Annotated in this window: 10 protein-coding genes; 6 read left to right on the top strand and 4 right to left on the bottom strand. The window is 33.7% G+C overall.

Annotation, left to right across the window (positions count from 1 at the left end):
* Positions 1-45: 45 nt before the first annotated feature.
* From RQ893_RS06750 to RQ893_RS06740, 3 genes are read right to left on the bottom strand one after another with little or no spacing between them, the layout of a single operon-like run.
* On the bottom strand, positions 46-195 hold the full coding sequence (locus RQ893_RS06750) for a PTS transporter subunit IIC (protein ID WP_311482287.1): 150 nt from the start codon (positions 193-195) through the stop codon (positions 46-48).
* Positions 196-223: 28 nt separating this feature from the next.
* Positions 224-508 (bottom strand): PTS sugar transporter subunit IIB, encoded by a 285-nt coding sequence (locus RQ893_RS06745; protein WP_311482286.1) that lies wholly within the window; start codon positions 506-508, stop codon positions 224-226.
* A 10-nt stretch (positions 509-518) separates the two neighbouring features.
* Positions 519-956 (bottom strand): PTS sugar transporter subunit IIA, encoded by a 438-nt coding sequence (locus tag RQ893_RS06740; protein ID WP_311482285.1) that lies wholly within the window; start codon positions 954-956, stop codon positions 519-521.
* A gap of 233 nt (positions 957-1189) precedes the next feature.
* Here RQ893_RS06740 and RQ893_RS06735 point away from each other — a divergent pair, with 233 nt between their 5' ends.
* The 6 genes from RQ893_RS06735 to RQ893_RS06710 all read left to right on the top strand — a co-directional run bounded on the left by RQ893_RS06735 (position 1190) and on the right by RQ893_RS06710 (position 6994).
* Entirely contained in the window at positions 1190-2638 is a 1449-nt protein-coding gene (locus RQ893_RS06735; protein ID WP_311482284.1) for a transcription antiterminator, read from the top strand.
* A gap of 78 nt (positions 2639-2716) precedes the next feature.
* The gene (locus RQ893_RS06730) at positions 2717-3103 is read left to right on the top strand and encodes a PTS sugar transporter subunit IIA (protein ID WP_311482283.1); all 387 of its coding nucleotides are present in this window, start codon (positions 2717-2719) and stop codon (positions 3101-3103) included.
* 406 nt (positions 3104-3509) lie between these two features.
* A complete protein-coding gene (locus RQ893_RS06725) occupies positions 3510-4676 on the top strand; it encodes an iron ABC transporter substrate-binding protein (protein WP_311482282.1) in 1167 nt (388 codons plus the stop codon).
* Positions 4666-5682, top strand: coding sequence for an iron ABC transporter permease (locus RQ893_RS06720; protein WP_311482281.1), 1017 nt, complete (start codon positions 4666-4668; stop codon positions 5680-5682). The genes RQ893_RS06725 and RQ893_RS06720 overlap by 11 nt, the downstream gene beginning before the upstream one ends.
* Before the next feature lies 1 nt (position 5683).
* Complete coding sequence (locus tag RQ893_RS06715) at positions 5684-6439, top strand: ABC transporter ATP-binding protein (protein ID WP_311482280.1); 756 nt, start codon at positions 5684-5686, stop codon at positions 6437-6439.
* 9 nt (positions 6440-6448) lie between these two features.
* Complete coding sequence (locus RQ893_RS06710; protein WP_311482279.1) at positions 6449-6994, top strand: FmdE family protein; 546 nt, start codon at positions 6449-6451, stop codon at positions 6992-6994.
* Between the two features lie 727 nt (positions 6995-7721).
* Here RQ893_RS06710 and RQ893_RS06705 read toward each other — a convergent pair.
* Positions 7722-8975 (bottom strand): FprA family A-type flavoprotein, encoded by a 1254-nt coding sequence (locus RQ893_RS06705; protein ID WP_311482278.1) that lies wholly within the window; start codon positions 8973-8975, stop codon positions 7722-7724.
* Positions 8976-9026: the final 51 nt, after the last annotated feature.

The raw sequence follows: 9026 nt of genomic DNA, 5'->3' as shown, positions 1-9026 counted from the left end.
TTTGGCATACAAAAATCCCTCCATCCGTATTCCGGATTTTGGGGTTCAGGTCAAACCTATTAGAGTTTTTAATGTACCCTTTATAGTATCTGACGCTGATTTCTTTTGAATTAAAAGACCAATAAGAGCTATAAGAGCTACTAATAAAGCAGGCTCAGAAGCTATGTCTACCAAAGTTTTTATAAAACCGTTCATATTATCCTCCATATTTAAATTGAAGCAATTATTTTATATTATATTTTTCAATTGTTTCTTTTAGTTTTTCTCTAAGTTCATTTTTATCAATAATACTATTTAAGATTACTATTTTTTTAGGATCTAAAGATATATTTTCAGCAACATCCCTTGCTACAAAAAATAGGTCAGCATCATCATTGCCTGCACTAGAAATATCAGAATGGGTTACCTCTACACTTGTCATACCTAATTCTTTTAGAATATCCTTGATATTCATCTCAACCATAAAACTTGAACCTAAACCAGATCCGCATAACGCCATTATTTTCATAATATCCTCCTTAGTTATTAATAATTTCTAGAATTTCTTCCACGCTATTAGCTTCTTTTATTTTCCCTAACTTTTCACCATCACCAAAAATCGAACTGATTTCTTTTAGAATTTCTATGTGGCTTGTATCATCTACAGAGCAAAATGTAATTATAAGTTTGATCGGGTGATCATCACTTTCCTGTAGGTAAACTTTGTTTTTGAGTTTTAAAAGAGAAACCCCTGTCTTTTTAACTCCAAACTCCGGCCTAGCGTGAGGCACTGCTACTTCTAAACCAAAATCAATATATGGACCATATTTTTCTAAATTATCAAAAATAGCATCCAAATATTCTTCTCCAATGTAAGCGTCGTTTAGTAAAGGTTTAGCTGATAAGATAATAGCATCTTTCCAACCGATTATACCATCACAAATATTTACATTGTAATTGTTAAATATCTTTCCCATGTCTCTTAGCTAACTCCTAGCAACATCCTCCTTCCATAATAGCTTATAAAAATTAGCACTCTTAGAGAATACCTTTTCCTATCACTTATATCATATCCTATGCCCATGAAATTGTCATTGTTTAATTTTTCCACAAGTTGGTCGTGATTGTGGAAATAATATAAATTATCATTTTTATAAAAGATGATATAATAAAATTAAAATGACATATTCTGTCTAAAGTGAGGTGGGACGTGAAAGAAAATAGAATAAAAAAAATATTTGAAATCCTAACCGATGATTTTAAAGATTGCACAGCTAATGATATCTCTAAAATAGTTAATTTTTCAAGCAAAACAGTAAGAGAAGATATCAAAGAATTAAATCTTCTGTTAAAAGATAACGGAGCAATAATTAAGTCTAAGCCAGGTGTTGGTTACAAATTTATTATCAATGATAAAGATAAGTTTTCCAAATTCATAAAGGAAGATTGGCCAAAATATGCCTTGGAAGATGATTTAAATAGTCAGGAATATAGGGTTAATAAAATAATTTTGGCCCTAATAATAGAAAATAATTATGTTAAATCAGAAGAATTTATTGACCTTTTATTCATTAGCAGATCCCAATTAAACCTAGATTTGAAAGTAGTTAGGGAAATCCTAGCTGAAAACAACATAGAAATTATATCAAAACCCCATTACGGTATGAAAGTTCAAGCTTTCGAAATCGATATCAGATCTTTTTTGGTCAAATATATCGAGGAAGGCTCGAAACTTGATGGAAATATTCTAGAAGAAGTAAGTGAAATCTCTACTCCAAAAATCAATAAGGTAAGCACCTTTGTACTCAAACAATTCAAGGATAAGGGTTTTGATACTAACCTTGTCAAATACAACAACTTTATAAATTACCTAATAGTTTCAGTTTCGAGAATAAGCAAGGAATTTTTAATATCAACTGAAAATAAGGATGACCCTATCTACGAAAAATATTCTTCAATATATAAACTAAGCCTAAACATCTCCGAAGAAATTGAAAAAATATTTAATATAAGCTTAGACGAAAAGGAGATTGAATATATTTATATAAACTTACTTAGCAAAATTGACTCATATATACCTTCAGAATATAACGAAAATATTGAGCAAATAATTGAAAGAACTTTAATGGCAATTAGAAACACCCTATCAATTGATTTATCAAATGATTCAGATTTGAAATCATCACTTATGATTCATCTTACGCCAATGATTAAAAGAGTAAAGTATGGAATCAACTTAAAAAACCCACTTTTAGATGATATCAAAAGAGACCACATTGCCATGGAATGTGCCAAGCTTTGCTCGTCGTATATAGCAGAAATATATAAGATGAATATAAATTTAGATGAACTTGGTTACATAGCTCTACATTTTAGTGCAGCTCTTGCTAAGTCAATAGATAATCTAAATAAGAAAAATATATTACTAATCTGTGCTAGTGGTAGAGCTACAGCAAAAATCTTAAAATACAGATTCATGCACGAGTTTTCCAAATATATCAATAACCTCGATATTAGTGACTACCTGATGGCCATAAGTATGGACTTAAACTCTTATGACTTGATAGTATCAACTATTCCAATAACTCTTAATACAAAAGTGCCAGTAATAGAAGTAAGCGCCTACCTATACAAAAAAGATGTCGAGAGAATTCTTTAGACATTAAAGGGTGAGGAGCCTACCAAAGAAATAAGCAAGCTTTTTGATAAAAATCTATTCTATAAAGCAAATAATAATATGATTTTAAGTCGTGACGACTTTCTAAAAGAAATTATCGAAAAAAACAATAAGATCCTTGATAAGAAAAACTATTTTGAAGAACTGATTAAGAGAGAAAATATAGCAAGTACCGGGCTCGAAAACAAAGTTGCCATTCCCCATCCACTAAATCCAGTGATTAATGATAATTTCTTAGGAGTTTATTTAAGCAAAAAAGGAATTGACTGGAATGGGGTAATTGTAAATGTAGTCTTGTTATTAAATATTAGTGATAATATAAAAAGATCAACAGTAGAAAATTTCTTTAAGTACTTTAGCGATTTTTTAAATGATGATAAGAAAATTTCAAAAGCAATAAAAGCTGATGATTTAGAAGAGTTTTTGAATATATTTTTTGATAACTAAATCTGACCACCATGTTTTCCTCGGGGTCAGATTTTTAATTTACATTCATCTTTAAAGTATATAAGTTCCTAAAACTATATATCTCTCTTTTTTATCGCTTAATTGTGCCATATTGACTAAGGTCTTAAAGTTTGATATAATGAAATTGGAAAGCGATTTCTTAAAATTTGATACTTTAAATTTCTGTAATTAAACTACATATTAAAACTTATGAAGAGTTTTGTTTTAAATGAATTTAAATATATAATTTAATTATAGTGACAGAATATTCCACGAAGGAGTAGTAGATACAAGGAATGTGTCTATATTCTTTTCGTGGTTTTTTATTTAAAAAATATATTTTAAAATTTTCGCTTTGAATCTACAAGAGTGTAGATTAGATTTTTTATAAAGGAGATTTGCTAATATGAAACTTAAAAGAATATTTAATGTGATTGCTGTTTTTATATTTTGTTTTTTACTTGCAGCGTGCGGAAAGGATGCAAAACCAGCAGACACTGATGATAAGGCGGCTAAGCAAGTTGAGTCTAATGTAGCTAAAGATGAAAAAAGCAACAAAGATGCCAACGATGGTAGTAAAGTTATTGTTGATAGCCTAAAAAGAGAAGTGACCGTTCCAAAAGATGTTAAGAAAATCGTCTGCGTTGGAGTTGGCACTCTCAGATATACCTGCTATATGGATAGCGAAGATTTAATTGTGGGCGTAGAAGATCACGAGAAGGAAAAACCTGTTTTGGCTAGACCTTATAACTATGTCAACTTTGATAAGTTCAAAGACCTACCAGGTATAGGTGATAATGGTGACCCTAATATAGAAAAAATTATCGAATTAGCTCCAGATGTAATTCTCACAATCGATTCTTTAAAAATGGGAGTTGACGAACTTCAAAAAAAGACAAATATTCCTGTTGTAAGTATTCCTATTGCTGATTCTTCATTAGATGAAAGAAACTACGAAATTTTCAGAATCCTTGGCGAACTTTATAACAAAGAAGATAAGGCTAAGGAAATGACTGCCTATCTTGATGAGATTAAGGATGACCTAAACAAAAGAACAGGCGATATCAAGGCAGAAGATAAGCCAAGTGTTTATGTATCTGGTTTATCTTTTAAAGGCAGCCATGGTTTTGAAGGTACAGAAGCAAATTATGGCCCACTTACCCTTTCAAACTCAAGAAACCTCGCCGACGAAGTTGAGGGTCAAAAAGGATTTTTCGAGATAGATTTAGAAAAAGTTCTCGAATGGGATCCAGATATCATCCTACTTGATTTCAACGGTTATGATATAATTAAAGACCAATACAACAAAAATAAGGAATTGTTTGAAAGCCTATCAGCTGTCAAAAATGGCAAGGTTTATTCACAAATTTCTTACAGACACTGTGCAACCAACCTTGACACAGCCTTGATAGATGCTTACTATGCTGGAAAGGTGTCCTTCCCAGATAGGTTTGAAGATGTGGATATGGACCAAAAAGCCAAGGAAATCTACGAAAAATTCATTGGCGAAGACATCTATCCAGCCCAAAAAGAAGCTGGTTTAGAATTTAGGAAAATTGAAATTGGAAAATAAGCTTACTGACTATGACGCTAATAGGAAGAAAAATATTATATTTTTACTAGCCTTGTTTTTAATTTTGATTTTATCATCCCTGGCCTCCCTCAAATTTGGAACTGCCAAATTTTCACTATCAGACTTCTTTTTGGGTCTATTAGGGAAAGCTCACGATGATAAGATAAACCTAATTATGATTAATAACAGACTGCCAAGAATCCTAACTTCTATAGTTTCTGGGGCAGGGCTTGGTTTGACTGGAGCTATACTTCAGGTCATTCTCCAAAACAACCTTGCCTCGGCTTCTACTATAGGGGTTTCTCAGGGAGCTAGCTTTGGAGCCGCCTTGGCAATTGTGGTTTTCAACCTTAGTGGTGACTTCCAAATTCCCCTGCTTTCCTTTCTTGGATCGATTATAGTGGCTAGCTTTATCTTAGCTCTATCAAAATTTAATAATATTAAGGCTCAAGGCATAGTCCTAGCAGGCGTTGCTATCAGCGCAATGCTGGCAGGAGCTACTACCCTTATCCAATATTTTGCAGATGAAGTCCAGCTAGCCTCCTTAGTTTATTGGACCTTTGGGGACTTGGGAAGTACTGGCTATAAGGATATTTTGATTATCTTCCTTGTAGTGGTATTTATTTGCATTTATGCTATCTTTCACAGATGGGACTATAATGCCCTCCTAGCAGGAGATAACACCGCCATAAGCTTAGGCTTAAATGTAGATAGATTGGTTATTGAAAATACCGTTTTGTGTTGCCTCGCAGCATCAATCATTGTTTCAAACATAGGCTTAGTTAATTTTATAGGTCTGATTGCACCTCACATAGTAAAAATGTTTGTAGGTAATAACTACGTCTATGTAATACCAGGTTCTATCCTGAGCGGGTCAATAATTTTACTTTTATCAGACCTAGTTTCAAGAATGGCTCTAAGTCCTGTTATTCTTCCAATAGGGGCAATTACATCATTTCTTGGCGGACCAATCTTCCTCTACCTTTTATTAAAAGAAAGGAGATAAGATGCTTGAAGTTAGAAATCTAAGTTTCTCCTACAAAAATGATAGAGAAATATTAAAAGACATATCATTTAACCTTAAAGATGGCGATTTTCTAGCTGTTTTAGGAAATAACGGAGCAGGAAAATCAACTCTCCTAAAGTGTTTGAATAAAATCCTAAAGGTAAAAAAAGGGTCTGTTGTTTTAAACGAGAAAGACCTGATGAAGAGGAGTGTTTTTGAAATTGCCAAAAAAGTAGCTCTAGTCGAACAAAATTTACCAAATATAGATATAAGTGTCAAGGATATGGTCATGCTAGGTAGAAAGCCTCATATGAAATGGAAATTCTCCACAGAAGACCACAAAATAGTCCAAGAATCCATGGACAGAATAGGTATTGATAGAAAAATGTATTCAAGCTACATAGCAAATATCAGCGGAGGCGAATGTCAAAAGGTTGTCCTAGCTAGAGCAATAGCACAAGATCCCAAACTCCTCCTGCTTGATGAACCAACGAGTAACCTTGATATTAAAAACCAATATTTAGTTTTGGATCTGGTAAGAAAAATAATAATAGAAAAAAATATTATCGGAATCGTGGTTATCCACGATATCAACCTGGCCATGAAATATTGCAATAAGTTCCTGCTTTTAAAGGATGCTCAGGTGTATGAGTCAGGAAATATTAACGATATAACTAGCCATATGTTGTACGATGTCTATGATATAAAATCAACCATTCACAAGCTAGCTGGTCAAAAAATAATGCTTGTGGACTAAGGAGGAAAAATGACTTTAAAAAATTTAGATACTGAAAAACTCTGGAAAAAATGTGCAGAATTCCACGGACACGTCTGTGGAGGCCTTGCCATAGGCTATAAAGCAGCCCTATATGCCATCGAATTGTTGAACCTATCATTTTCGGAGGACGAAGAAGTTGTAACCATCACAGAAAATGACGCTTGTGGAGTTGATGCCATCCAAGTAATTCTAGGAACAAGTGTTGGCAAAGGCAATTTGCTATTTCACATGACAGGCAAGCAGGCCTTTTCTTTCTATAATAGAAGGACAAATAAGTCTGTAAGACTGGTCTTAAAACCAAGGGATAAAAATATGTCCAGGGATGATTCCCTAAAATATTTCATAGAAAATGACTACAAAGACCTCTTTGATGTTAAAGAAACTACAATCCAAATTCCAGAACACGCAAGGCTCTTTGAATCCTATATCTGTGAAAAATGTGGAGAAAACACCGCCTCTAAATTTATAAGGATAGAAGAAGGCAAAAAACTCTGCCTAGACTGCTACGACCCTTATTCTAGGTTCAACGTTTAATCTTCTTAGAGGAATTTTAAAAATTAATCACAAAAATATGACCTCCGCCACATAATAACGGAGGTCATATTTTCTTTTTATTTCTTTTCTTATATTCTTTGTACAAGAAACGGATTCTCACTCAAAACTATTTTCATAAATATCAAAAAATCCTGATACAAAATTTGCCTGGTCCTTTTCTTCTGGAGTGCCTGTTTCCACTTGCCATCCATAGGTTTTATAGGCATGGTAGGATCTTTCGCTTAGGTCTTCTAGGTTAAATTCTTTTTGGATTAAACTTATTCCGTCAGAATATTTTTCTTTAAGGACTTGGTAGGCTTTGTGTGGGTCTTTAAAAACGGCCCTGCCGTCCTTATCTGCCCCTACTTCAAATCTCTGATTGATTTTTAAGTACTTTTCTACATCTACATCGCTCTTGATATTTCCTGTTCCTACTATATATCCCTGGGTCGCAGGATTTTTGACTTTGCCTTGGGATTAGCTAGATGCCAGTATTAATAGTAGGACTAGAATTTTTAATGTTTTTTTCATAGGATTTTCCTTTCAGCTTTTAATATCGAAAATTTTTCTTTCTACCATTATAAAGAAAATTACTTTTTTCACACTTTACCTTTTAAATTCAAACCTATATCTCAATGCCCCCTAACATCACCTTTCAATCTTCTTTGCTAAGTCCCAATAATTTCCCAAGCAAAAAGGCGGGTTGCCCCGCCTTTTAGTTTCTTATTTATTTTTTGCCTTTGTTTTGAGAAGCTGTTTTTGCTTTTTCTTCTCTTCTCTTCTTTATTGAGTCGAATATTCCGTCTACCATTGCGTCCATGTCTGGTTCTTTTGCTTTCTTTAGTGAAGATACCATATCCAGACCTTCTGGTAGCACGTCCATTAGTCTCATTTCTTCGTCTAAGAATTTTTCCATTTTTTCTGCTGCTTGTGGAGCCCATGTTCCGTTACCAATGATAGATACAGCTCTATTTTGTAGGTTTAGTGCCTTCATATCTTCTAGGTAGTTAAGCATTACTGGGTAGATTCCTAGGTTGTAGGTTACAGATGCTAATACGATGTTTGAGTATTTGAAGCTTTCTGCTATTAGTGTTGATACATGAGTGCTTGATACATCTCTTAGAGAGATGTTGGTCATGCCTCTTTCACATAGTTTACTTGCTAGGGCTTGGGCTGCAAATTCTGTGTTGCCATACATTGATGCATATACGATTAGGACACCTTCTTCTTCTGGTTCATAAGTTGCCCAGTGTACGTATTTGTCAATGATGTAGCCAAAGTTGTCTCTCCATACAAGACCATGAAGTGGGCAGATATATTTAAGATCTAGACCGCCTGCTTTTGCTAGGGCCTTTTGTACGAATGTTCCATATTTACCTACGATGTTTGTGTAGTATCTACGTCCTTCATCTAGGTAGTCTCTATCCCAGTTTACTTCGTCTGCGAATAATCTACCGTTGTTTGCGATAAATGATCCGAATGCGTCTGCTGAGAATAGAACTTTGTCATATGAATCATAAGACATTAATACTTCTGGCCAGTGTACCATTGGTGCTTCTACGAAGGTAAATTCGTGTTTACCAAAGCTTACTGTGTCGCCTTCTTTTACTTCGATATATCTATCATCTACATGGTAACCAAATTGTCTCATGAACATAATTCCCTTTTCAGAAGAAATTATTTTAAGGTTTGGATATCTTTGTAGCATTAATTCTATTGATGAACAATGGTCTGGTTCCATATGGTGAACTATCAAATAGTCTAGGTCTCTACCGTTTAAAACTCTAGCTACGTTTACCATATATTCTCTTGTGATTGCCCAGTCAACTGCATCGATTAGTACTGTTTTTTCATCCATCAATAGGTAGGAGTTGTATGATACACCTTCAGGAATTGGAAATATATTTTCAAATAAGGCTAATCTTCTGTCGTCTCCACCTACATAATATAAATCGTCTGTTACTTTTCTAACTGTATACATTATTACCTCCTACTACTTTCTATCTGCTGGGAATTCCATCTTAATGAATTC

The sequence above is a fragment of the uncultured Anaerococcus sp. genome (assembly GCF_963510915.1).
GTDB lineage: Bacteria > Bacillota > Clostridia > Tissierellales > Peptoniphilaceae > Anaerococcus.
This window is presented reverse-complemented; position numbering and strand designations above follow the sequence as displayed.